At 31.1% G+C, this 25,291-nt stretch carries 20 protein-coding genes and 1 riboswitch; of the genes, 3 read left to right on the top strand and 17 right to left on the bottom strand.

The window, feature by feature from the left end:
- Positions 1-39: 39 nt before the first annotated feature.
- From DWZ53_RS05650 to DWZ53_RS05620, 8 genes are all read right to left on the bottom strand, one after another.
- Positions 40-1,317: a Na+/H+ antiporter NhaC family protein gene (locus tag DWZ53_RS05650; RefSeq protein WP_233541849.1), complete on the bottom strand. Its 1,278-nt coding sequence runs from the start codon at positions 1,315-1,317 to the stop codon at positions 40-42.
- Between the two features lie 9 nt (positions 1,318-1,326).
- Entirely contained in the window at positions 1,327-1,539 is a 213-nt protein-coding gene (locus DWZ53_RS11310) for a hypothetical protein (protein WP_233541848.1), read from the bottom strand.
- Between the two features lie 48 nt (positions 1,540-1,587).
- Positions 1,588-1,754: riboswitch (Lysine riboswitch) on the bottom strand.
- Between the two features lie 73 nt (positions 1,755-1,827).
- Positions 1,828-2,337, bottom strand: a complete 510-nt coding sequence (locus tag DWZ53_RS05645) for a hypothetical protein (protein WP_118432724.1) — start codon at positions 2,335-2,337, stop codon at positions 1,828-1,830.
- 15 nt (positions 2,338-2,352) lie between these two features.
- Positions 2,353-2,799, bottom strand: a complete 447-nt coding sequence (locus tag DWZ53_RS05640; RefSeq protein WP_118432723.1) for a hypothetical protein — start codon at positions 2,797-2,799, stop codon at positions 2,353-2,355.
- A gap of 12 nt (positions 2,800-2,811) precedes the next feature.
- Positions 2,812-3,285, bottom strand: a complete 474-nt coding sequence (locus tag DWZ53_RS05635) for a hypothetical protein (RefSeq protein WP_118432722.1) — start codon at positions 3,283-3,285, stop codon at positions 2,812-2,814.
- Positions 3,286-3,300: 15 nt separating this feature from the next.
- Positions 3,301-3,795, bottom strand: coding sequence for a tRNA (uracil-5-)-methyltransferase (locus tag DWZ53_RS05630; protein ID WP_118432721.1), 495 nt, complete (start codon positions 3,793-3,795; stop codon positions 3,301-3,303).
- Positions 3,796-3,806: 11 nt separating this feature from the next.
- Positions 3,807-6,806, bottom strand: a complete 3,000-nt coding sequence (locus DWZ53_RS05625) for a DUF6273 domain-containing protein (protein ID WP_118432720.1) — start codon at positions 6,804-6,806, stop codon at positions 3,807-3,809.
- A gap of 56 nt (positions 6,807-6,862) precedes the next feature.
- The gene (locus DWZ53_RS05620) at positions 6,863-8,296 is read right to left on the bottom strand and encodes a 6-phospho-beta-glucosidase (RefSeq protein WP_118432719.1); all 1,434 of its coding nucleotides are present in this window, start codon (positions 8,294-8,296) and stop codon (positions 6,863-6,865) included.
- Between the two features lie 259 nt (positions 8,297-8,555).
- Here DWZ53_RS05620 and DWZ53_RS05615 point away from each other — a divergent pair, with 259 nt between their 5' ends.
- Positions 8,556-9,230, top strand: coding sequence for a LytTR family DNA-binding domain-containing protein (locus DWZ53_RS05615; protein WP_158568187.1), 675 nt, complete (start codon positions 8,556-8,558; stop codon positions 9,228-9,230).
- A gap of 72 nt (positions 9,231-9,302) precedes the next feature.
- Here DWZ53_RS05615 and DWZ53_RS05610 read toward each other — a convergent pair whose 3' ends face one another.
- Together DWZ53_RS05610 and gltB are read right to left on the bottom strand one after the other, a co-directional pair.
- Positions 9,303-10,778: a glutamate synthase subunit beta gene (locus tag DWZ53_RS05610; protein ID WP_118432717.1), complete on the bottom strand. Its 1,476-nt coding sequence runs from the start codon at positions 10,776-10,778 to the stop codon at positions 9,303-9,305.
- 4 nt (positions 10,779-10,782) lie between these two features.
- The gene (gltB, locus tag DWZ53_RS05605) at positions 10,783-15,294 is read right to left on the bottom strand and encodes a glutamate synthase large subunit (protein ID WP_118432716.1); all 4,512 of its coding nucleotides are present in this window, start codon (positions 15,292-15,294) and stop codon (positions 10,783-10,785) included.
- A gap of 292 nt (positions 15,295-15,586) precedes the next feature.
- Here gltB and pduL point away from each other — a divergent pair, with 292 nt between their 5' ends.
- Together pduL and DWZ53_RS05595 are read left to right on the top strand one after the other, a co-directional pair.
- Positions 15,587-16,159, top strand: a complete 573-nt coding sequence (gene pduL, locus DWZ53_RS05600) for a phosphate propanoyltransferase (protein WP_118432715.1) — start codon at positions 15,587-15,589, stop codon at positions 16,157-16,159.
- Between the two features lie 83 nt (positions 16,160-16,242).
- Complete coding sequence (locus DWZ53_RS05595; RefSeq protein ID WP_118432714.1) at positions 16,243-16,875, top strand: DUF4230 domain-containing protein; 633 nt, start codon at positions 16,243-16,245, stop codon at positions 16,873-16,875.
- A gap of 20 nt (positions 16,876-16,895) precedes the next feature.
- Here the strand turns inward: DWZ53_RS05595 and DWZ53_RS05590 are convergent, their stop codons facing one another.
- From DWZ53_RS05590 to DWZ53_RS05560, 7 genes are all read right to left on the bottom strand, one after another.
- Complete coding sequence (locus DWZ53_RS05590) at positions 16,896-17,174, bottom strand: HU family DNA-binding protein (protein WP_118432713.1); 279 nt, start codon at positions 17,172-17,174, stop codon at positions 16,896-16,898.
- A gap of 89 nt (positions 17,175-17,263) precedes the next feature.
- Positions 17,264-18,286, bottom strand: coding sequence for a low specificity L-threonine aldolase (locus DWZ53_RS05585; RefSeq protein ID WP_118432712.1), 1,023 nt, complete (start codon positions 18,284-18,286; stop codon positions 17,264-17,266).
- A gap of 38 nt (positions 18,287-18,324) precedes the next feature.
- A complete protein-coding gene (locus DWZ53_RS05580) occupies positions 18,325-19,773 on the bottom strand; it encodes a glycoside hydrolase family 1 protein (protein WP_118432711.1) in 1,449 nt (482 codons plus the stop codon).
- A 37-nt stretch (positions 19,774-19,810) separates the two neighbouring features.
- Positions 19,811-20,716 (bottom strand): alpha/beta hydrolase, encoded by a 906-nt coding sequence (locus DWZ53_RS05575; RefSeq protein WP_199589108.1) that lies wholly within the window; start codon positions 20,714-20,716, stop codon positions 19,811-19,813.
- Positions 20,709-21,908 (bottom strand): hypothetical protein, encoded by a 1,200-nt coding sequence (locus DWZ53_RS05570; protein ID WP_118432710.1) that lies wholly within the window; start codon positions 21,906-21,908, stop codon positions 20,709-20,711. The genes DWZ53_RS05575 and DWZ53_RS05570 overlap by 8 nt, the downstream gene beginning before the upstream one ends.
- An 81-nt stretch (positions 21,909-21,989) precedes the next feature.
- A complete protein-coding gene (locus tag DWZ53_RS05565) occupies positions 21,990-23,369 on the bottom strand; it encodes a glycoside hydrolase family 32 protein (protein ID WP_118432709.1) in 1,380 nt (459 codons plus the stop codon).
- Between the two features lie 2 nt (positions 23,370-23,371).
- Positions 23,372-25,234, bottom strand: coding sequence for a sucrose-specific PTS transporter subunit IIBC (locus tag DWZ53_RS05560; protein ID WP_118432708.1), 1,863 nt, complete (start codon positions 25,232-25,234; stop codon positions 23,372-23,374).
- Positions 25,235-25,291 lie beyond the last annotated feature (57 nt).

Below are 25,291 nucleotides of genomic sequence, written 5' to 3'. Positions count from 1 at the left end.
ATAAAAAATTATTTTAAAACAAAAAAGGGCATCCACCCTTTAATCATTCACAATATGATTTTGATAAATTCGTATGCCACCAATAATGATGACTAAAGTTAAAAAAGCACTAAATAAAGTTAAAAGTAAATTTTGTGTAAATCCAGCGAATAAATACCCTACTATACAAGCCAAAGCCACAATGAGAGCATATGGTAATTGGGTTGTAACATGATGTAAATGATGACATTTTGCACCCGTTGAAGCCATAATTGTTGTATCTGAAATTGGTGAAATATGATCACCACAAACAGCTCCTGCCAAAATAGATGAAATAGAAATCACTAACATATTTGAGCCTTCAGGAAACAACGAAGTTGCCATTGGAATAAGAATAGCAAACGTTCCCCATGATGTCCCTGTTGAAAAAGACAAGCCTGCTCCTACAACAAATAAACATCCTGGTAAAATAGCAGTAGAAATCGAGGCAGATTGCAACATTTGATAAACAAACGCCCCTGCTTTTAACTGATTAGAAACAAGATCACCTAATACCCAAGCTAAAACCAGAATCAAAATAGAAGGTACCATTGTTTTAAATCCTTCTGGAATACATTCTACAAATTCATCATAACTCAACACTTTTCGAGATAAATATAAAACAAACATACAAATTAAAGTAAAAAATGTTCCATATACTAATCCTTTAGAAGCATCACACTGACTAAAAGCAGTGATTAAGTTTTCACCCGAAAAAAATCCTCCGGTATAAATCATTCCTATCATACAGCTCATAATAAGGATAAAAACAGGTAATACCAAATCAATCATTTGACCACCTTTTTGAACATCATCTTCCTTTTCATTATAAGGATTCATTCCATAATGGATATCTCCCATTTTAGCTGCTACCTCATGTTCTTTCATTTTCCCAATATGAAATTCACTATAAATAACATAACAAACCATAACAATAGTAAGTAAAGCATAAAGATTAAAAGGTATCGTATTTAAAAACAATTGAAAACCATCACCTGTTGTATAACCACTTACAGCCGCCGCCCAAGATGAAATAGGGGCAATAATACATATTGGTGCTGCTGTGCTATCTATAATATAAGCGAGCATCGATCTCGATACTTTAAATTCATCAGTTACCTTTGACATAACATTCCCTACTGTTAAACAATTAAAATAATCATCAATAAAAATAAAAACACCTAAAAGAAATGTAGCAAACAATGATTGTTTAGATGATTTTATTTTCTTTTTAGCAAACTCGCCATAGGCTTGACTACCACCACTTTTACTCATTAAAGTTACGACTATACCAAGCATCACTAAAAATCACAAGATACTTATATGCGTTGATTGACTTAAACATTGAATAAATGTATCAAATAATAAATCTATACCTTTTATGATATCAAATTGACTTAATAATAATGTTCCTGAAATAACACCAATAAATAAAGATAAATAAACTTCTTTTGTTTTTAATGCCCATATAATCGCAATAATTGGTGGTAGTAATGCCCACCCTGTCTTTACATAATTCATTTTTTCCTCCAAAAAAATAAGTACTTTGAGACAATCAAAGTACTTATACTTCATGATAGCTCTCCACAATTGTGACAAGAAATAATATCTTTTATTATCTCCCAGGTAAATAGAAATTGGTGTTTCTATTTCCTTCGGCATGTTTCCCTTTCTTTAACAACTGTCACCAACCATTATCGTTAAATACTAATGATTCATGCGCCTCTATCTTTTATTTATTTTTCTTGAAAAGAATATCAAACTCTTATCACGATGTCAATGAATTGTATTTATTTTAATACATTTCATCTAATCCATTTTTTTAATTAATACAAGCATCAAAACAATAGATAACATTGTAAGTAAATAAGAAATGAGTATAGACTGATTATCTCCCGTTACCACTGTTTCCAATTGATGTGTTGAGTTCACATTTGTCTTTATGATTTTATTTATTAAACTATATTCTACTTCTAATGTACCATCTTGATAAATAGCATCACTTTGATACATATTATCATTTAAATGATCTGTTACATCTTTCCCATTAAATATAACTTTACTAATTCGATAACCTTGATGAGCATTAAAAACAAATTGATAACTTTTTCCCCGTTGTAAAAGAATAGTATCCCCCTGATGATAAACTATTCCATTGACCGTCATTGTTCCCTCTCCCTTGATGACAATTTTAGTATCATGCTGTGTCGGTATTGTTGTTTTTAATGATGTTTGCTCACTTGCATAAACTGGTGTAATTAAATTAATGATCATTAAGAACATTAAAAATAGTCGTTTAAATCTTATTTTTAATTTCACTATTTTGCTTCTTTCTTATTGTAACTTAGCATCGAAGATAATACTTCCATTATAGGATCCTGCTGGTGATTGATTCCAATCTTCTTGATTAATTGCGATTTGAAGTTGTACTTCTTTTGTAGATTTTAAATCATTTTGATTAAAATTCATTGATGTGAAAGTTTGATTACCATTTTTTAATGTATAAGGTAAATCAGCATTTTGATCATCATTATGTAATGGTTGAGTAACTGCAGATACCACTACGTTTTGAGTTGATAAAATATTTCCGGTTACTTTAATTGTTCCATTTAATGGTGTTGTAAGTGCATTGACATCAATTGTTGTTTCTTTAGGAATAGTCAATGTATAACTTGAACCTACATTTGCATGAATTAATGTTGTTTGTTCTGCTGCTTGTACTGGCACAGTTAAAGTAGCCATCAATGATACTAATAATAATCCTGTTAAACCCTTTTTCACTTTATTTTCCCCCTATTTATTAACAACTTTAATATCAAAAGTCATTTGTCCTTTCCAAGTCCCCGCTTTTAAATTATTAGCTAATCCAGCAAAATAAAGAGTTCCTCCTTCTTTTGCAGTTAAATCTTGGCTTTCAAATGAAGCAACAATACTATTATCATTGATAGCTGTTCCATTTGAAGTAAGACTCACTTTTGATGTTGTTTGATCAGTTCCATTATCATGAGTTAATGTTACTTGACCATTTGTAAGTCCACTGTTTACACTTACTTGTACTTTTTCTGTTGGTGAAACATTCATTTGTGTTGCCTGAATTTGGGCACTCACTTCTTCCCCTTGTTTTAAGTTTACTGTTTTAGGAATACTAATTGTATAGTTATTTCCTTGTGTATAAACAACATCTGTTGTTTCTGCTGCACAAATTGGTGTTACGACTGCTGAAAGTAACATCATTAATGTTAACCCACTACTTATCATTTTTTTCATTTTTAAATCCCCCTATTACTCTAATACACTTAAATTAAAATTTATTTGTGATCCATTTAATGGTGTTTGTTCATCATTGAGTTGAAAACACTCATATTTTAATAAACAATTTTGGTACTCACCTGTTTTTAAACCCTTATTCAATGTGATTTCATAAATAGCTTTCCCTGGTTTAATTAATTGACTTTGCCATAACTTTGTTCCATCTTGAAGACACATTGAAAGTCTAAAATAGCATGTATTTTGCTTAGGATTATAAAAGTTAACCTTCTGTTTTTTAGTTCCTGCTTTAAATGTAAGCTTATCAAATCCCGGTATATCAATCGTATCTGTATTTTTCTTACCAGTATATGTTTCTTTATTCCCTTTATAATCTTGAGCATTTTTATCTACATTAGAAATTGTTTGATTAGAAAACCAATGAGACCAATTCATTCCTACAAAAACACCACCTCCTAAAAGAATGAATACAATCACTATTGATAAAATGACTTTCTTTGTTTTTTTCATTTGAACCTCCGTTATTTTTCTTTATAACTGATTTTAAATGTAATCTGTCCTTTATATTGCCCAGCTAAAATAGACTGGTTTTCAGGTTTCTTTACTGATAATGACGCATAATCTGTTTTATTAACAATCTGAATGACACTTTGACTTAAATTAGTAAATAATTGATTATTAATAAATAACTGTGCACTCACGGTTGTCTTTTTTGCATCATTTAATCGAGATAATGTAATATTTCCATTTTTAATATCTCCAGTATCTTCAATCATTACATCAACATAACCATTCTTTCCTAAATAGAAATCTTCATTTTGGTTGATTTTTATTTGTTGTATACTTCCATCAGCTTTCACTTCTTTAGGAATACTTACTACATATGTTGCTGCTCTTGTTGTATATTGCACTGTTGTAATATCTGAAGCCCCATATTCTTCACTTTCGCTAAAACGAACATAAATAGTATAAGTTTGTCCCGGTTGTATTTGATCAAATATATTTGATGTTTGCCAATGACTTTGATCTAGACTATATTCCTCGTCTCCATAAGCATCATTTTTATTAGTGACTGTTACTTCAAGTTGATGATTATCTTCACTTACTGTCACTTCCGGTGTCTTTGCCTTTTTGCGTGTTGCCTGTGGTAAAGTCAAATCAACATTACCTGAAGGTATTCCTGATATTGTTAAACCCTTATCTGTTTTACTTACAACTAAACCATTTAATCCTTGAATATTTTTTAAATCATCATCGCTTATTGTATAACCTTTTTTTAATTCAACAGTAATAGTTGAAATAGCTTGACCTTCTTCTACATCTTGACTTTCATTATGAGAAGTAATTTGTAACCCTGTACTTTCCTTAATTTCTACATGGTAACTTTCTTTAGTTGGTTCTTGTGTACCCGCTAATGAAGCTGAAGTGATACGTTGATCCGTATTCGTATTTTCTATCCACACTTGATACCCTTTAAAACTTGTTAATCCTAAATCACTAGCTTGAATAGAAGTAGAACCAGAAACAGCTTTTGACCAAGAACCTTGATTATTTTGAGCTACTAAATAAGTTCCTGCTGGCACATTTGTAAGAACTGCTTTTTTATAATCAGTTGTTACATTCACTGTACCTATATTGTCCGATTGATAGCGCAAAGTCATTGCTTCACTTTTATCTAATTGTCCTTCTTTATTTACAGCAGGTGTTGTTGATCCAAACAACACTTTGGACATATCAATTTGACATGCAGGACGAAGTCCACTTTCACTTGTTACATCTACTCTACCTGTGTTAGCCAACTTAGATGTAGGCGAGTAATTAAATCCTTTTACCGAAGTATTTCTAGCAGGTGCTGTCAAAAAGAACCACTTATATGTATCGGTTGCCCAATAATTTTTATAAACAGGTAACCCTGCATATAAATTATCTTCGCTGTTTTCTCCAACTGATAGAGTATCAGTAGAAGCTCCATAAGCACCCTCTGCTTCATGAGGTAAGTAAAGTTTATCATTTGTGTAATAAGTTACACTATTTTTTGAATCCTTTGTATAAACCTTAGTTGGTAAAATTAATTTTTGTTCTTCTGTTGTAAAATATGTAAGTGATAAATTGATTAATGTTTTACGTGCTAAACTGCTACCGTAATGGTTAGGATAAACTTGTGAAATACTTGTTCCACTTGGATAAACACCAATATCATCATTTAATGAGACATCTTTATTTGAATTGTCATTATTAAATTTACAATCTTGTAAAGAAGACATTGCATATAACACCAAATGATCATTTTGACTACCTGTAACAATCCATTTTTGTTTATAATTTCCTAAATAAACTTGTACTGTTTCTTCCATGTTTTTATCATTATCACTGGCTGTATTAAATTTTTTTAATTCTTCACATAATGCAAAATCTGTCTTTGCTGGTAAATTGACATCATTTTCTGGTTCTTCTTGAACTGCCATTGTAGCATAATGACAACGTTCACCAGTATCAGTACTCTCTAACCATATTTGACTATTATCAAAACTGCTTAAGTTATAATCTTTAGCCGTTCTTGTACTATTTCCATGTGCTACAGAATAGCGATAAGCACCTTCACTATTTTGAATAACTACATCTACACCATAAGGAACATTATCAAAAGTAATTGATTGTTTGTCTGTTGAAACTGTTGCAGTTCCTTGTAGTTGTGACTTATATCTTAGCGTCATCGTATCATCTAACGCTACTTTTCCACTTGTACTTGTTACAGGTACTCTTGATGCAAATAAGTAACGATCTCCTTTTAATTGAAACGCTGGTACAATATTTAATTTTGCAGTAACCCAAGTTGCCACTGTTGATAAATCTGTATTTACCGATAACACTTGACCTGATGCACTAGCAGGTGTTCTTAAAAAGAAATTATTCGTTTTTAAAGTGGATTTTTTTATTTTGATTCCACTATCAAGTTGATCACTACTATTTTCACCAACACTAATAGTATCACTATTAATATCTCCGTATGGTAAATACAAATAATCGCTCATACCATATAAACCATTATTTTTTTCATCCTTATTATATAAATAAGTAGAAACCATCCCTTTTGATTCAAAATCACTGAAATATGTGTTTTTTAGATTTTTTAAAGTTTGGCGAATAGCACTACTTCCATAGTGATTAGGATATACTGAAGAAACATCTCCACTCATATAAAAGCAATCATCCCATAAGCTACTATCACTTATTTCATTTCCGGTATTATTAAATGTTGTATTAGTTTGAATTGGTGATTGTGCCATGAGTACAATGTTATCATTTTGACTTCCTACAATATCCCATTTCGTATCATCTTTACCATAATATAGACTTACATCATCACTTGTTGTTAGTGTCTTTAATTGCTCCATTGTCGCAAAATCTTTTACACTTGGTAAATCAACAGCATGACCAATAATTTCATAATGAACAAGTCCTGTTATCATCATCGTAAAGACAATAGAAAGTAATATTAATTTCTTAACTGTTTTTTTCAAGTTTGTATTCCCCCGATTCTTTCCTTGAAAAAGCAATGGCGTGATGCCATTGCTTATTAATCTAACTCTTCTCCATTCGATGCAATGACTCTTTTATACCACTCATAAGAGTCTTTTTTACTTCTTTGTAATGTTCCCTTTCCATCATTATCCCTATCAACATAGATAAAACCATATCTTTTTTTCATTTCACCCGTTGTAAATGAAACACAGTCAATGCAACCCCATGGTGTATACCCCATTAATTCAACACCATCTTCTTCAACTGCTTTTTTCATTTCCTTAATATGTGCTTTTAAATAATCAATACGATATGGGTCATGACATGATCCATCTGCTTCTTTTTGATCAATAGCCCCAAAACCATTTTCTACGATAAATAATGGTTTTTCATATCTTTCATAGAATAGATTTAAAGCATATCTTAATCCTTCTGGATCAATAGCCCAACCCCAATCTGATTCTTTAATGTAAGGATTTTTAACAGAATGTTCACTTGATCCATCTGTTGCCTTTGATACATCTTTTGTTACTGTAGAATCAACAACATTTGTCATGTAGTAACTAAATCCAATATAATCAACAGTTCCTTGAGCTAAAGCTTCTTTGTCTTCTTCTGTAATATCAATATTAAAGCCTTTTCTTTCAAACATCTTTAATGCATATGCAGGATAATGTCCTCGACATTGTACATCAGCAAAGAAAAAACGATCATGCATTTGATGTTGTGCTAAAATTTGGTCTGCCGGACGACAACTAAATGGATAAATGGGTACCATTGCAATCATACATCCAATTTGGAAATCAGGATTGATTTCTTTACCAATTTTTACCGCTTTTGCACTTGCTACTAATGTGTGATGTCCACATATGTACATTGCTTCTTCTGGATTATCATAATTACCAAAATGAGCTCCACTATTAGTCCAACCAAAAATATCATTTTTAAAATTCATCTGGTTATTAATCTCATTAAATGTCATCCAATATTTAACTTTATTTTTATATCTTTCAAAACAAACCTTAGCAAATTTCACAAAGAAATCGATTGTTTTACGATTCATAAAACCACCATACTCTTTAGCTAAATGATAAGGCATTTCAAAATGACTTAAAGTAATAACTGGCTCAATCCCATATTTTAATAATTCATCAAAAACATCATCATAAAATTGCAAACCTTCTTCATTAGGTTCATCTTCATCACCTAATGGAAAAATTCGTGTCCACGCTATAGATGTTCTAAAACATTTAAATCCCATATCAGCAAACATCGCAATATCTTCTTTATAATGACCATAAAAATCAATACCTACATGATTAGGATAATAATTTCCTTCTATGACACCATCTGTAATCACTCTAGGTACTCCATGAGCACCAGCTGTCATCACATCAGCTACTGAATACCCTTTAGAAGTATTTAAAACCCCTCCTTCAAATTGGTGAGCTGCCAAGGCACCACCCCACAAAAAATCTTTTTTCAACATATTTCCTTTCCTCCTCATTGACAGTATAACATTACTATGTATGCTTCTTCGTTACATTGAATGTAACATATGACAAAGATAAATCTTTGTGCACTTATGAGTTATATGCATTATTATTTTATATCTATAAAAAGCGCATTTTCCCATTTGTCGAAGCTTATTATGTCATTTATGCTGTCAAATGTGCTATTTACGCTTTCTTATTGAACATTATGTTTAATTTTGTATAATCATGTAATAAAAGATGAGGAGTGTTATTATGGATATCGTCATTATAAGTAATGACAAAAAAAGTAAGGAAATTTTAAAACAGCACATATTAGAAATTGATTCAACAGCAAATATTTCATTATTTAATGAAAATATTGATTTAAAACATGAATTAACTCATTTTAATAAACATACTATTTTCTTCATATATTTAAGTGAACCTTTTTCTAATGGTATTCATATTGCAAAGACAATTTCGCATTATTTCTTTGAAACTTCTATTATCTTTGTTTCTTCATCGCTTCAAGCATCAAGGTATATTTATGATGTCAATCACTGTTATTTTATTTACGAACCCGATTTAAAAGATAAACTGTTAGCTGCTTTAAATAAAGCAGCTAACAACAATCAAAGAATCGCTATTGTAAATAAAGGAAAGACTTCGCTTATTCCTTGTTCAGATATCATTTTCTTTGAACGTGATTTAAGACAAACTATTATTCATTTAGAGGACAAAACAATAAAAACATATGAGAATCTAAAAAAATACGATGAACAAACTGGTCCTCATTTTTTAGAGTGTCATCGCAGTTTTCTTGTCAATCTTTCAAAGGTAATAGAATATCATCGTACATATTTCATTATGTCTAACGGACTACATGTACCCATTAGTCGAAGTCATGAAAAACATACTAAAACCATATTTGAACAATACTTCTTATAAAACAAAGGAACTGTTTTAACAGTTCCTTTGTTTTATTTAAGCATAAAAAAGAATCATGATAAATCATGACTCTTATAAATTTGAATATCCCATTAAATCTTCATCAATAGCATGAGCAACTTCTCTTCCTTCTTTTATAGCCCAAACAACTAATGATTGTCCTCTTCGCATATCACCTGCAGCAAAGACTTTTTCTTGATTAGTACGATATTGAGTATCCGTAACAACCGTATTTCTTTTTGTAAGATCAACTTGGAATGCTTGTACTGTTGCATTTTCACAGCCAACAAAACCAGCAGCAATTAAAACTAAATCAACATCTATTGTTTTTTCAGTTCCCTTTACTGGTACCATTTGAAAACGTCCATCTACCTTCTTTGATTCAACTTGAACAATAACAGCTTGTTTTACGTTTCCTTTATCATCTTTAATAAATTCTTTTACTGTTGTTGTATAAAGACGAGGATCATGTCCAAACACTGCAATAGCTTCTTTTTGTCCATAATCTGTCTTTTTCACCTTTGGCCATTCGGGCCAAGGATTAGAATCTAAGCGTTGAGTTGGTAATTCAGGCATCATTTCTAATTGAACTACAGAATGACATCCTAAACGAATAGCTGACCCAACACAGTCATTACCAGTATCTCCACCACCAATAACAAGTACATTTTTTCCTTTTGTTGGCACATAAGTTTCATCTTTTAAATCACTTTTCATAAGTGATTTTGTGATTCCAGTTAAATAATCTACAGCAAAATAAATTCCTTTGGCATCTCTTCCAGGAACAACGATGTCTCTTGGCTTTCTTGAGCCACACGCTAAAATAATACGATCATATTCTTTTAGTAATTCATTGGCTTGTTTTTTAGTTTCAATAGGTGTATTAGTTTTAAATTCTACACCTTCAAGTTTCATTATCGCAACACGCGCTTGAATAACTTCTTTTTCAAGTTTCATATTAGGAATACCATACATTAATAATCCACCTGGTTGATCATCTTTTTCAAAGACTGTAACATGATATCCTCTTTTATTTAACTGATCAGCACTCGCAAGTCCAGCAGGACCTGATCCTATAATCGCAATCTTTTTATCAATACGATGAGTAGGTGGTTCAGGTTTCATCCATCCTGCTTTATAGGCTGTTTCAATAATACCATGTTCATTTTCTCTAACTGTAACTGGATCTCCGTTTAAACCACAAGTACATGCTGCTTCACATAAGGCAGGACACACTCTTGAAGTAAATTCAGGAAAGTTATTTGTTTTACGCAATCTTATAAAAGCTTGCTTATAATTATTATGATAAACTAAATCATTCCATTCTGGGATTAGGTTATTAAGTGGACACCCTGAGGCCATTCCATCAATCATTTTACCGCTTTGGCAAAAAGGTACACCACAATCCATACAACGGGCACCCTGACATGCTTGTTCTTCTTTAGATAAAGGTTTATGAAATTCTTTAAAGTTTAAAATACGTTTTTTAGGTTCTATTTCTTTACTTACTTGACGATCAATTTCTAAAAATCCGGTAGGTTTACCCATGGTGTTACACTCCCTTCTTAAAAGCGTTAAATGCTTCTACTTTTGCTTGTTCATTTGTAAGACCTTGTTGTTCATATGAACTAATTAATTCAATCATATGAGCATAATCATGAGGGACAACTTTCTTAAATAAAGTGACTTGATGTTCAAAGTCATCTAATATATCTTTAGCTACTTGTGAATTTGTATAATCATAATGTTTTTCAATTAATTTCTTTAACTGTGCTTCATCATATCTTGAACTTACATTACTATAATTAACTAATTCTTTATTAATATGAGCATATAACTTATTATCAGGATCATAAACATAAGCAATTCCTCCTGACATACCAGCAGCAAAGTTACGTCCTGTAGGACCAAGGACAACAACAAGTCCACCTGTCATATACTCTAAACCATGATCTCCAACTCCTTCAACAACAGCATGAGCTCCTGAATTACGAACGGCAAATCTTTCACCAGCAATACCATTAATATAAACTTCTCCTGATGTTGCTCCATAAAGCGCAACGTTACCAATAATAATATTTTTAGCTGGATCAATAATTGAGTTTTCTGGTGGTACTACGATCAGTTTTCCTCCAGATAATCCTTTACCAAAGTAGTCATTACTATCACCATGAAGATTTAATGTTAAACCTTGTGGAATAAAGGCACCAAATGATTGACCACCTGATCCATAACAATTTACTTTAAATTGATCTTCTGGTAACTTACCATACATCTTTGTTATTTGAGAACCAAACATTGTTCCAAAAGAACGATCAATATTTGTAATATCAACATGAATTTCTTTAGAATCTTTATTAATTAAAGCATCTTTTAATTGTTTTTCTAATACTGTTGTATCTTTAACTTGATCTAATTTGAAATCATATTCATTTTTAGGATCATGATGTACATGTTTGGCTTTAGTATAAGGATTATGAATAATACGACTTAAATCAACATTTTCATGTCCTGGTCTAACTTGTAATAAATCACTACGTCCAACCATTTCATCAATTGTTTTAAATCCTAACATCGCCATATATTCTCTTAACTCTTGAGCAACAAATCGCATAAAGTTTTCAATATATTCAGGTTTTCCTTTAAATCTCTTTCTTAAAATTGGATTTTGTGTAGCCACTCCTACTGGACATGTATCTAAGTTACATACTCTCATCATGACACATCCCATTGTTACAAGTGGCGCTGTTGCAAATCCATATTCTTCAGCACCTAATAATGTAGCAATAGCTAAATCACGTCCATTCATTAATTTACCATCTGTTTCAATGACAACTCGACTTCTTAAATCATTCATTATTAATGTTTGATGAGCTTCAGCTAAGCCTAATTCCCAAGGTAATCCGGCATTATAAACTGAATTTCTTGGTGCTGCACCGGTACCACCATCATATCCAGAAATGAGGATAACTCCGGCACCTGCTTTAGCTACCCCAGCAGCAATTGTTCCAACACCTGCTTCAGATACTAATTTAACTGAAATACGAGCATCTTTATTAGCGTTTTTCAAGTCATAAATGAGTTGCGCTAAGTCTTCAATAGAATAAATATCATGATGAGGTGGTGGTGAAATTAAACCTACACCTGGTGTACTGTGTCTTGTTTTAGCAATCCATGGATAAACTTTACCTGATGGTAAATGTCCACCTTCACCCGGTTTTGCTCCTTGTGCCATTTTGATTTGAATTTCTTTAGCACTACATAAATATTCACTTGTGACTCCAAAACGTCCCGAAGCAACTTGTTTAATAGCTGAACAACGACTATCTCCATTTTCATCTGGAATGAATCTATCTGGATCTTCGCCACCTTCACCACTATTTGATTTTCCTTTTAATCTGTTCATTGCAATAGCCATACATTCATGAGCTTCTTTAGAAATTGACCCATAAGACATGGCTCCTGTTTTAAATCTTTGAACAATACTTTCTACTGGTTCTACTTCTTCTAAAGGAATAGATTTTTTAGGTTTTTTAAATTCTAATAAACCTCTTAAATTAATATTTTTACCTTCTTCATCAATCATTGATGAATATTCTTTAAATAATTTATAATCCCCTAAACGAGTGGCTTGTTGTAGTTTATGAATCGTTTGAGGATTATATAAATGTTCTTCTTTTCCTGAACGTTCTTTATGATCTCCGGCACTGTCTAATGAAATGTCAACATCTAATCCAAGAGGATCAAAGACTTGGTTATGACGATATTCTACATCTGCTTCAATATCTTTGATTGTTTTTCCTTCAATACGACTGACTGTTTTAGGGAAATATTTATTAACTAACTCACTTGATAATCCAATGGCTTCAAAGTTTTGTGAACCACGATATGATTGAATTGTACTAATTCCCATTTTAGAAGCAATCTTTACAATCCCGTGTAAAATACCATCATTATAATCATCTATTGCTGCATAGTAGTCTTTTTCTAACAGACCTTGATCAATTAATTCAAAGATCGTATCTTGTGCTAAATAACCATTAACGGCGCTTGCTCCATAACCAAGTAATGTCGCATAATGATGAACTTCTCTTGGTTCTCCAGATTCAATAATTAAAGCTAAACTATTACGTTTTTTAGTGCTAACTAAATATTGGTTTACTGCGGCTACTGCTAGTAATGAAGGGATTGGTAAGTGGTTATCATCAACACCTCTATCTGATAGAATTACAATATTAGCACCTTCATGATAGACTTTATCTACTTCAACAAATAATTTATCTAAAGCTTTTTCTAATGAAGTATTTTTAATATAAGTTATTGGGACAACAGCTACCTTAAAACCATCTTTTTTAAGTTTTTTAATTTTTAATAAATCGGTATTACTTAAAATAGGATGATTGATTTTTAATAAATGACAGTTTTCTGGTTGATCTTCTAACATATTTCCATCATGACCAATAAATAGACTTGTAGAAGTAATAATTTCTTCTCTAATAGCGTCAATTGGTGGATTTGTTACTTGAGCAAAGAGTTGTTTAAAATAGTTAAATAAAGGTGGATGTTTTTTAGATAAGACAGCTAATGGTCCATCATTTCCCATCGCTACAATACCTTCATTTCCTGTTAATGCTAATTTTTTAATATAATCTGTAACATCTTCATAACTATATCCATATACTTTTTGAAGTTTTGTCAATTCTTTACCCTTATAGCGTTCTACTTTCGCATTAGGAATACGAATATCTTGTAATTTAACTAAGTTACTTTCTAACCATTCCCCATATGGTTGACTTGTTGCATACATTTCTTTTAAATCATCATCTTTAATAAGTTTACCGGCTTTAGTATCTACAAGAAGCATTTTCCCCGGTCTTAATCTTTCTTTTAAGACAATGTCTTCTGCAGGTATATCTAAAGCACCTACTTCTGATGATAAGATTAAATAATCATCTCTTGTAATATAATAACGAGAAGGTCTTAAACCATTACGGTCCAATACAGCTCCCATGACATCACCATCACTAAATAAGATAGAAGCAGGTCCATCCCAAGGTTCCATTAAAGTTGCATTATATTCATAGAAATCTTTTTTAGATTGTGACATACTCTTATCATTTTCATATGGTTCTGGTATACACATCATGACAGCACGAGGTAATTCCATTCCTGACATTACTAAGAATTCTAATGTATTATCTAACATAGCAGAATCAGAACCATTTACATCAATAACTGGGTAAACTTTATTGGTATCTATTTGATCAGTTGCCATGTTTTCTTCACGGCTTAACATATTGTTAGCATTTCCCTTAATCGTGTTAATTTCACCATTATGAACAATAAAACGATTAGGGTGAGCACGGCGCCATGAAGGCATTGTATTGGTAGAAAAACGAGAGTGAACTAATGCAATAGCACTCTTATAATCTTCATCTTGTAAATCTTTAAAGAAAGAACGTAATTGTCCTACTAAAAACATTCCTTTATAAACAATAGTACGTGATGATAAAGAACATACATACGTATCTTCAAATTGACTTTGTTCAAAAATTCTTCTTGCTTGATATAATTTACGATCAAAAGCTAAACCTTTATCTAAACCATGTGGTTTTCTAATAAAAGCTTGAATAATATAAGGCATTGCATCAAGTGCTTTTTTACCTAATACTTTAGGTACAGTTGGAACTTCACGCCATCCTAAAAATTCCATACCTTCTTTTTCGACAACAGTTTCAAACATTTTTTTAACTCTTGCACGAATTTTTTCATCTTGTGGCATAAAGAACATTCCAACTCCAAATTTTCCTTCTTGTGGTAAAATAAATTCAGTAACCACCTTTTTAAAATAAGCATAAGGAACTTGAGTTAAAATTCCTACACCATCCCCTGTTTCACCGGCAGCATCTTTACCAGCACGGTGTTCTAATTGTTCAACAATCTTTAAAGCATTATGTACTGTTAAATGTGTCTTAACACCTTTAATATTCACAACTGCCCCAATACCACAGTTATCATGCTCAAAAGATTTGTCATATAAACCGCTATAACTTTCTTTGTTCATTATGGTTCCCCCTTTTTTAATGTAGAGTTAGAATAACATATTTAGTAATATGTGTAAAGTGTTGTATCTTTTTTAGGAATATCCCAACTTTTTAAAATACTAAGATTTAAAATCATTGATTTTAAGCCATTTTTTAATCATTTTGCAATAATTTTAGCACTTATGATAATATTATTTTACTATTTTAATAAATTTATTTCAAAACATGATAAAAAATTTTTTAAATTTTTTTAATTTTATTGCAAAGAATAGTAAAAAGAGTAAGATATATAGATGAAAAAGGAGAGTTATCATGGAAAATAAATTTATTGTAGAAACATCTGCTAGACACATTCATTTAAGTGATAAAGATCTAGCTACATTATTTGGTGAAGGTTACCAATTAACAAACAAAAAAGATTTATCTCAACCAGGACAATTTGCTTGTGTTGAAAAAGTAAAAGTAGTAGGACCTAAAAGTGAAATGAACATGTCAGTATTAGGACCAACTCGTAATGCAACTCAAGTTGAAATTTCATTAACTGATGCAAGATCATTAGGATTACAAGCATTAGTAAGAGAATCTGGAGATATTGAAGGAACTGCTGGATGTAAATTAGTAGGACCTAAAGGTGAAGTTGAATTAACATGTGGTGTGATTGCTGCAAAACGTCATATTCACTTAACTCCTGAAGATGCAGAAAAATTTGGTGTTAAAGATAAAGAAATCGTTAAAGTAGAATTAGATACTGAAGGACGTTCTTTAGTATTCGGTGATGTTGTTTGTCGTGTAAGTGCTAATTATGCAACTGCTATGCACATTGATACTGATGAAAGCAATGCTGCTGGATGCGGACGTGAAGTATACGGTAAAATTGTAAAATAATATAATTGAGAGGGAAACCTCTCTTTTTTTTACAATAAATGGGGTTATTTTCTAAAATATGCTATAATTTGCTTGGTGATGATATGAAATTATTAGATGGTTTAGGTAAGGCTAAAAAAGCAATTGGTGGGATTGTTGCGATTATTGTTGTTGGTGTTATCATCTTTTTGATAGGAATGCACTTTGGTGGAAAAAGCAGTGAGCCAGAAATTACATCTGCTTCATTAGGACAACAGATAGAAAATATTGAAGAATTATCAACTCTCTCTTATCATTATTCAAAAGTTGGACAATTCTCTAATAATCTGAAATTAAATGGATGGAGTATCCCTCTTACACAAAAAAAATTTCTTTTATCTTATGAAGGTGAACTTAAAGTAGGTGTAAAACTAGATCAAGCAAAAATAAGTGTAGATGATTCTACGATTACTGTTTCTCTTCCTGAAATTACATTTTTATCACATGAAATTGATGAAAATAGTATAGAAGTTTATGATGAAACAAAGAATATCTTTAATCAAATAAGTATTAAAGATTACAAAGCCTTTGCAAAAAAACAAAAAAGTAAGGTTGAAGAAGAAGCAATCGAAAATGGTATTTTATCTAAAGCAGCAACCCGTACTCAAAAAGTAATAACTCAATATTTAGAATCCTTACCAAATATAAAAAATCATTATACAATTAAAATTGAATTCCAAAAAAAAATAGACAGTTGATAAAATCAACTGTCTATTTTTTATTTTTCATTTACAGCTTTTTTTAATGCTGAACTAGCTTTAAATGCTGGTGCTTTGCTTGCTGCAATTGTCATCATTTCACCAGTTCTAGGATTTCTTCCTGTTCTTTCTCCACGAGTACGAACTTCAAAATTTCCAAATCCTTTTAATGAAACTTTATCACCTTTAGTTAAAGCATCTGTTACAACTTCTACAAATGAAGAAATAACTTTATCTACGTCAGTTTTTGTCATTTCTGTACTTGAAGCAATCGCTTCTACTAATTCTGTTTTATTCATTATTATAATCTCCATTTCTCAATAATATAGGTTTTAATACCTGTTTTTATTTTACTACTTTCATGGGTATATTACAACATAATCAAAGATTATAATTGCGCTAAATCATTTATAAATTCATGACATATTTCTTCCGGTGTAGCCCATGACGTCACCAATCTTACGCATATATGATCTTCATCTACATTAAACATTTCCGTCATTGCATAATCTTGTGATAATCGTTGATAAATGTTTTTTTCGAAGATAGGAAATAGTTGATTGGATGGTGAATCAATATACATTGGAATGTGATTTGTGATTAATCCCTCTTTTATAATATGGGCACATTTATTTTCATGTAAACCAATTTTATAATATAAATCTTCTTTAAATAGTGCCAAAAATTGTAATCCTAGCAATCTTCCTTTTGCTAGCATCGCTCCTTTTTGTTTAATGTGATAACGAAAATCTGGTTTTAAATCATCATTGATCAATACTAAGCATTCACCAAATAAAGCCCCCATCTTTGTTCCACCAATATAGAAGGCATCGCTGTATTGTGCTAAATCTCTTAAAGTAGGTGCATTTTCTAAAACAAGAGCACTTCCTAATCTTGCACCATCTACAAATAAGTATAACTGATGTTCCTTACAATATGCATAGATTGTTTTTAGTTCTTCTAATGTATAATAAGTACCATATTCTGTTGTTTGTGATATATATACCATCTTAGGCTGTACCATATGTTCATCTGTATGTTGTCTATAAATTTCATCAATCATCGATACATTTATCTTACCATCTTGATGAGGACATGTCAGAATTTTATGACCTGTGCTTTCTACTGCACCTGTTTCATGAACTTGAATATGACCACTATCCACAGCAATCACTGCTTGATAGTCTTTTAAAGCAGACGCAATCATAATCATATTTGTTTGGGTGCCACCAACTAAAAAATGAATATCGACATTTTTGTTTTGCATTTTTTCTTTTAAAATTTCTTTAGCTTGCAGACAATATTCATCTTGTCCATAGCCTACTGATTGAACTAGATTTGTTTGATTTAATGCAGCCAATACTTGAGGATGTCCACCTTCACTATAATCATTTAAAAAACTATATTTCATATTTACCCCCCCTTAAAGAAAAAGGAAACATATGTTTCCTATAATTCTTCTCCATTTGTTTCAATCACTTTTTTATACCAATAATAAGAGTCTTTTGGAATACGATTTAATGTTCCACTATTTTCATCTTCTTCACGATCAACATAAACAAAACCATAACGTTTTTGATAACCATTTAGCCAACTTAATAAATCAGTGTATGACCACGTACAATAAGCTAATACACGACATCCATCATCACAGGCTTTCTTTAATTCTTCTATATGTCTTTTTAAATAGTCAATGCGATATGGATCATGAATATGACCATCTTCTACTTTATCAAAAGCACCTAAACCATTTTCCGAAATAACGATTGGTAAATCATAGCGAGATGTAATTTCTCGACAACACATTCTAAGTCCCATAGGATCAATTGTCCAATCCCAATCTGTTGTTGGTAAAAATTCATTTTGTGGTTTTTTGTATAAACCAGGAACTCCTTGAACCTTTGCTGTTCCTTTTTTACCTGTTGTATTCATTTCATGAGTTGTTTTAACACCATCTAATGGATTATATTCTACAACACATGTTTGATAATAATTAACTCCCATAAAATCAATCAATGATGCTGCTTTTTTCATTAAAGCTTCATCACCTTCTTCAAATTGTGGAGCACAACCTAAAGATTGTAGATATTGAATGGCAGCTCGTGGATAACGTCCATAAGCATAAACATCCATCCAATAATAATTTTGTAAATCGTCATAGTCTGCTTTAGCCATTGCATTTTCAGGTTTACGATCATAAGCGTAACTTGGACTATAAGCAAATGAGGCTCCTACCTTAGCATCAGGCCATAATTCTTTTAATGCAATGACACTTTTAGCGTGCGCCATATTAGCGTGATGATTAACTTGATAGAAAGTTTTGAAATCATCTACTTTTCCTGGTGGATGCATTCCTTCTAACCACCCAAAACTTGTAAAGATATTTTGTTCATTCATTGTAATCCAATATTTTACACGGTCACCATAACGTTTAAATAATGTTGTTGCATAATGAACATAATCATCAACAATTTGTCTATTTTCCCAGCCATGATATTGATCTTCGAGCGATTGTGGCATATCCCAGTGATATACTGTTACCATTGGCGTAATATGATATTTAATAAGTTCATTAATTAAATTATCATAAAACTGTAATCCTGCTTCGTTAACTTCGCCATTTCCATTTGGATAAATTCTTGACCATGCAATTGAAAAACGATAAGTTTTTAATCCCATCTCTGCCATTAATTTAACATCTTCTTGATAACGATGATAGTGATCTACTGCTTTGTCACCTGTTGTTGCTTTGAATGTTTTTCCTGGAATACGAACAAATTTATCCCAATTGCTTACACCCTTTCCATCTTCGTTCCATGCTCCTTCTACTTGATAAGCAGCGGAAGCACTTCCCCAAAGAAAATCTTTGGGAAAACCTTTTGTTTCTTTAAAGTACATTTTTCTCCTCCTTTATTATTTCCTCGGCAATAATCGACTAACAATTAACATATTGATCTATAAATTGTTTAAAGTCTTTAATCATTTCACTTTTTGAATCTAATTCATATAAGTATTTTTCATCCTTTAATACAAATAATTCTTTCTTTCCTCTATTAGCGTTATATAAAGGGTAACCCATTTTTAAAGGAACAAAATCATCATTTTTTAAATGAATATATAATGTTGGAATATCATTATGTTTAACATAATTTGTTGTATCTTCTTTAATATTAATGTGTACTGCTCTTTTAATCTTTCTTTGTAATAAAAGAAGCATTGGCATTTTAGGGATTTTGTAATCTTGAACTAAACGATAACCTAATATTTGTTGTGGTGAAGTATAGGCACCATCTGATATGATTGCTTTAACATTCTTCAAAACGTGTTTCCCAGCAGCATTTAAAATCGTATTAGCACCACACTCTTTTCCAAATAATACAAGTTGATGTTCTTTTCCAAAACGTCCTAATAAATATTGATTCCAACAAACAAGATCATTTACATCTTTAATACCTAATCCTCTAATATATCCATCACTTTGTCCATGAGCACAAGCATCAACTAATAAGATATGACTATCTTTAATATATTCCTTTAAAAAAGGAACATATAAAGACATATCTTTTGCTTCTAAAGCATAAGGATGTAAAATAACTAAAGTTTGTTGAGCATTATCTTGATTGATAAATAATCCTCTTAACTTTACCCCTTCATTGTTATTAATTAATATATTTTCACATTGATAACGGCTTTCTAACAAACTAGGTCGATCATCTTCTTTATGATGACGATAAAGTAAAGATTTTGTTAGTTTGGTAGCTGCTGCATTCATTGCATAAAGGCTTCCCCCAACTGCTGCTACACTAGCTAAAGTTTGATATGTTTTTTTTCTATTATTCACTACGATAATCCTCCCTGTAATTTTCCATTAATAATCGATTAATATTGGCAACTTGTTCAAACGATGTTAAACGATATTCATCATGTTCCATTCTTGCTGCATAAAAGCGAATTGCTTTTTCCAATTCTTTTTTAATAGTACAACGGTATTCTTCAGGAAATGTTGATATAGGGAAACATACAAATACAAAAGTATTATAATCTTGCGAAAATAAATCTATAAGTAATTGATATCCTACATCTAAAACAATAGAATTACCTATCGCTATTTGTAAGTCATGATTAGCAAAAGTAAGCATATCATTCATGACAAAACGAATAACATCTTTACAAGCATCCTTAAATGCTTCATCATCACTATTAAATATGGCTTCCATATAAGGTAATACAATACTTTGATAGTGTTCATCTTTAGCTCTTTTATTAATATAATGAAAGATATCTAATGTAATATGATAATGGGATAATACTAATGATCCAAAATCAGTCATGATTGCAAAAGCAAATCTTTGTAGTTTACACAATCTCCAGATTGCTTCTAATAATTGTTCTTTGGTTTCTTTATAAAACTTATCTAAATTAGCATAAACAATTCGTATAATTTCTCTAAAATAATATAAATGGTATTGATATTGAGTATCTAGATATTTAGCTGTTGTGCCATCCCATTCATATTCATATAAAATCTTATCTAACAATAAAGTAATAGAATCCATAAATTTCTTATAGTTTTTATTGTAGATTAAGCGATTTAAATAAGGCATAAGGAAACTATAAAACTGATCTACAGTTTCTTGATTAGTACCATTATGATATTCTAAATAATCCAATATATTACGGTAATCTAATGGCTCCAATAAGGTCTCTTTTTGATGTGTTTCAATAAAATGAGCAATAATATGACAATGCAATATTGTTTTATAATGACTATCATAAATAATTTTATTTAATGCGTCCTTGATAATATATTCTTGTTCCTGTTCATGAAGTTCTACTGAAAAAGTAGGAATAATTTCTTCCCCTGAATAATCTATTGTAAGAAAAACATTAATATCTCTAAATTGACTATCTAAAATATAATATCGAAACTTATGTTCAAATTTCTTAGTTTGTACTGAACTGTGACAACGATATTTTCCAATATATTTACTGGTATGTTCGGCTAAATATTTTTCTATACATTCTCTTGCCATATGACCACCTCCTCATGGTTTATTTTACCATTTTTATATATTGAATAAAACAAAAAAGAAAGTCAATATTTGAGCTTTCTTTTATTCTGATTCTATTTTGAAAGAATCTAAGTAGTAAATATTAATTTCATTTGAACATTCTATATCGGTATTTTCACTATAAATACGTGTTGTAAATGTACGATAGCCATCATTAATAAACATTTCTATAGATGAAGTATCACTATAAATAATGAGTGAGTCTAAATGTTCTAATTCCAGATGTCTTATATCTCTTCCATAACCTGATTCATTCATTGTAAGTGTCATAAGTCCGTTATGATATTCTATGATAAAATCATTTCTTAGTTTTAAATATAATGTGTCAGATATATTTTTTATTTGTAATTCAAAAACATTGTTTTTTAATTGGAGGTGAGGTTTTTTATATGACTCTTGTGACATTCTTAATTGTTTAAATTCAGGTAAAGGTTTTTGATATAAATGACCATCATGATAATCGAGAATTCGAGGCATCGTCAAAGCATGTTGCCAATTATTTTGTACTGTTGGATTTGTATAATCAACATCAGGTAATCCCATCCACCCAATCAGAATTCTTCTTCCTTGTTCATCTAAAAATGTTTGTGCAGCATAAATATCAAACCCATTATCAATTTCTTCAAAATCTTTAACAATAGAATCATTAACAAAATCATAATTAACTTTGAAATAGCCATTTTGATATATATTTTCATATAAATAACCATCTTGCTTAATTCCTTGTGGAGAACAAAGCAAAATCATTTGCCCATTAAGTTCAAATAAATCAGGACATTCCCACATATAGCCAAATGGCTTTTCGGTTTTTAAGCGACAACAATAATCAAATTTCTTTAAATCATCACTTTGATAAACAAGAACTTGCCCTACATCCTGTTTATCTCTTGCGCCCATAACTAAATAATCATGATCTCGATGATATATTTTTGGATCACGTACGTGAAGTGTTAAATCATCAGGATAATCTTCATTTGTCATGAGACATTCTTTATTTGTTAGAATATGACCATCACAACTTTCTACATGCATAAAATTATGTTCTCTGCCTTTTAATATATAGTCATAATCACCTGGCTTTTTAACGTTACCAGTATAGAAATAATGAATCTTATTATCTTTAATAATAGCACTTCCTGAATAAGCACCACCTTGATCACGAGGATGATCAGGTAATAAAGGCATTTTTAAATCTTGATAATGAATAAAATTTTTTGTTGCATAATGCCCCCACCCTTTTAAACCATTGTTTACATCGGCTGGTGCCCATTGATAGTAAATGTGATATGTTCCATCATGCTGACACAATCCATTAGGATCATTTAGCCAGCCTATTGGTGGCATAAGATGATAATGAAGGCGATATGGATCATCTGTTGTTGGTTGTTTTATTGCTTGTAATAATCGATCTATATTATTCATAACTACCCTTTCATTTCTATAATACATGTTCCATTTTGAGTTTTTCCATCATGAATTAGATTAAATTCTTTTCCATTTGTAATAACAACTGCAGTTTCAATAGAACATCCAGATTCTTTTATTTGATTTAAATCGGCTTTTAATAATTTTTCCCCAGCTTTGATGTGTTGTCCTTGTTGTACATATAATTCAAATGGTTTACCTTGTAGTGATACTGTATCTAAACCACAATGAATTAAGATTTCTACACCATCTTTAGATTTTAAACCTAGTGCATGTTTTGTAGGAAAGACCATCATCACTTCACCATCAAAAGGTGCATAGATTGTCCCTTCTTCTGGTAAAATCATAATTCCATCTCCCATCATTTTTCCAGCAAATGTTGGATCAGAAATTTCTGTAATATTCTTCACAATTCCTTTCATAGGTGAAAGCATTTTATTTGTTTGATGTTGATCTTGAGTCGTAATTTGTTGACGTTTAAACAAGATCGCTGTTACAACAAATGCAACTACGAACGCTAAAATCATTCCTATCGCAAAATTTAAGTAACTTCCTACTGGAATTGATAAAAATCCGGGAATTCCTGCTGCACCTAAGGCATTTGATAAAACATGAGTTCCAGCTAAATAAGCACTTCCTACACCACTACCACACATTGCTCCAATAAAAGGATATTTAAGTTTTAATGTTACCCCAAACATAGCTGGTTCAGTAATACCTAATAACGCTGATACTCCTGAAGCTGAACAAATACTTTTTAATTTTTTATCTTTTGTTAGAAATAATACTGCAAGAACTGCTGCACCTTGAGCTACATTGGACATTGATGCTGTTGGGAAAATGAATGATCCCCCTGTTGTTTGAATAGACGCTAATAATTGTGTTTCTACTGCAATAAAGCTATGATGCATACCCGTAAGTACAATTGGGGCATAGAAGAAACCAAACAATCCTCCCCCAATAAACCCAAGTGTGTTATACATCCAAGAAATACTATCTGCTAAATAAATACCTGCCTGTCTTAATACAGGACCTACAAAAATAAAAGTAATAAATCCAGTAACTAAAATAGATAACATTGGAGTTGTTAAGTTATCTAACCAAGTAGGTGTTACTTTATGAAGTCTTTTTTCAATATTAGCTAAAATCCAAGAGACACCTAATACTGGAAGAACAGTTCCTTGATAACCTACCGCTTCAATCGTTAATCCAAGTATTTTCCATGTTGGTACATCTACTCCTGTTTTTCCATAACTATATGCATTCAATAAATCAGGATGTACCATGATCATTCCCATAGCAGCACCTAAATAAGGATTCCCGCCAAATTTTTTAGTTGCACTAAAACCTATAAGTACAGGTAAAAATGTAAATGCTGCATTAGCGAACAAATTAATCATTGTTGCTAAATCTTTAAATTGAGGATAAACATCAATTATACTTTTCCCCGCACCAACTAACCCTTGTGCAGTCAAAATATTATTTAATCCCATCAATAGACCACCTGCAACAATAGCAGGGATAATCGGAACAAAAATATCCGATAACAATTTAACTGCTCTTTGTAATAAATTTCCTTCTTGTTTTTCTTCTACTTTTTGTTCTTCATTTTTTAAACCAAGAATTGAACACACTTCTTGACAAACTAAATTAACTAAACCAGGTCCTAAAATAATTTGATATTGTCCTTTCGCTTGAAAAGTTCCTTTAACACCTTCAACATCAGTAACCTTTTCTTCATCAACTAAACTTTCATCTTTTAAAGCCAGTCTAAGTCTTGTTGCACAATGCATAGCACTTATAATATTGTCTTGACCACCAACTGCTTCTATAATTTCTTTTGCTAATTGATTATAATTCATATCGTCCTCCTTTTTATGGTACCGGTTCCTTACGGTGATAATATATCTCATTTTGAA

The sequence above is a fragment of the Coprobacillus sp. AF33-1AC genome (genome assembly GCF_003475785.1).
Lineage (GTDB): Bacteria > Bacillota_I > Bacilli_A > Erysipelotrichales > Coprobacillaceae > Faecalibacillus.
Note: the sequence above shows the minus strand (reverse complement) of the source record. Positions and strands in the feature narration are given on the sequence as shown.

Bases quoted from the DNA above. Each gene is read 5' to 3' on its own strand.
- DWZ53_RS05650 (WP_233541849.1), bottom strand. From the start codon at position 1,317: ATGCTTGGTATAGTCGTAACTTTAATGAGTAAAAGTGGTGGTAGTCAA.
- DWZ53_RS11310 (WP_233541848.1), bottom strand. From the start codon at position 1,539: ATGAATTATGTAAAGACAGGGTGGGCATTACTACCACCAATTATTGCG.
- DWZ53_RS05635 (WP_118432722.1), bottom strand. From the start codon at position 3,285: ATGAAAAAAATGATAAGTAGTGGGTTAACATTAATGATGTTACTTTCA.
- DWZ53_RS05630 (WP_118432721.1), bottom strand. From the start codon at position 3,795: ATGAAAAAAACAAAGAAAGTCATTTTATCAATAGTGATTGTATTCATT.
- DWZ53_RS05620 (WP_118432719.1), bottom strand. From the start codon at position 8,296: ATGTTGAAAAAAGATTTTTTGTGGGGTGGTGCCTTGGCAGCTCACCAA.
- DWZ53_RS05615 (WP_158568187.1), top strand. From the start codon at position 8,556: ATGGATATCGTCATTATAAGTAATGACAAAAAAAGTAAGGAAATTTTA.
- DWZ53_RS05610 (WP_118432717.1), bottom strand. From the start codon at position 10,778: ATGGGTAAACCTACCGGATTTTTAGAAATTGATCGTCAAGTAAGTAAA.
- gltB (WP_118432716.1), bottom strand. From the start codon at position 15,294: ATGAACAAAGAAAGTTATAGCGGTTTATATGACAAATCTTTTGAGCAT.
- pduL (WP_118432715.1), top strand. From the start codon at position 15,587: ATGGAAAATAAATTTATTGTAGAAACATCTGCTAGACACATTCATTTA.
- DWZ53_RS05595 (WP_118432714.1), top strand. From the start codon at position 16,243: ATGAAATTATTAGATGGTTTAGGTAAGGCTAAAAAAGCAATTGGTGGG.
- DWZ53_RS05590 (WP_118432713.1), bottom strand. From the start codon at position 17,174: ATGAATAAAACAGAATTAGTAGAAGCGATTGCTTCAAGTACAGAAATG.
- DWZ53_RS05585 (WP_118432712.1), bottom strand. From the start codon at position 18,286: ATGAAATATAGTTTTTTAAATGATTATAGTGAAGGTGGACATCCTCAA.
- DWZ53_RS05580 (WP_118432711.1), bottom strand. From the start codon at position 19,773: ATGTACTTTAAAGAAACAAAAGGTTTTCCCAAAGATTTTCTTTGGGGA.
- DWZ53_RS05570 (WP_118432710.1), bottom strand. From the start codon at position 21,908: ATGGCAAGAGAATGTATAGAAAAATATTTAGCCGAACATACCAGTAAA.
- DWZ53_RS05565 (WP_118432709.1), bottom strand. From the start codon at position 23,369: ATGAATAATATAGATCGATTATTACAAGCAATAAAACAACCAACAACA.
- DWZ53_RS05560 (WP_118432708.1), bottom strand. From the start codon at position 25,234: ATGAATTATAATCAATTAGCAAAAGAAATTATAGAAGCAGTTGGTGGT.